This is a genomic window from Amycolatopsis stemonae (assembly GCF_054781455.1).
The window spans coordinates 1-608 of sequence record NZ_BAAGUJ010000040.1 but is presented as its reverse complement, the minus strand read 5'-3'; the positions used below and the strand labels follow the sequence as shown (position 1 = coordinate 608).

At 66.1% G+C, this 608-nt stretch carries 1 protein-coding gene; it reads right to left on the bottom strand.

The window, feature by feature from the left end:
* Window positions 1-608: WXG100 family type VII secretion target (locus tag ACYVLJ_RS47920; RefSeq protein WP_460443745.1), on the bottom strand; the 608-nt coding region annotated here is incomplete at both ends.

Sequence of the window (608 nt, the reverse complement as noted above, 5' to 3'; positions counted from 1 at the left end):
GTCTTCGCCACCGCACCGACCACCTGCGGCACCACCCAGGTCAACCCGATCCCCAGGGTGAACAACACCTGCAACGCCCACGAAATCAGATGCCCGACCAGCTCCGCGATGATGTCACGCACCAGCGCGCGCACCGCCGCGACCACCTCACCCGCGGTCTTCACCCCGCTCGAGGCGCCCTCGCAGCCCTTCTGCGCGGTCTCCAGCAACGTGACCGTGTCCTGAGCACGCTGACGGTAGTTGTCCGCCGCATTCCCGGTCCAGGACACCGTGTCGGCCTTGACCATCCCGGCCAGGTCCGCACCGACACTGCCCAGCTCCGCCGCGACGTTCTTCCACGTCTCCGACTGCGCCGCGATCTCATCGGCGTTCCCGGTCAGCCCGTTCAACGCCTCCTTCAACGGCCCCACATGCTCCATCAACCACCCGACCCCGGCCGCCAGGATCGCCCCGAACGGATCCATCGCCATCGACAACGCATCCAACGCCGTCCCGACCGCACCCATCGCGACCGAAGCCCAGTCACCACTCTCGATCGCCGACTTCAGATCATTCGCCGACTCCAACAGCGAAATCCCCGAATACGCCTTCGTCGAATCCTTCGTCTC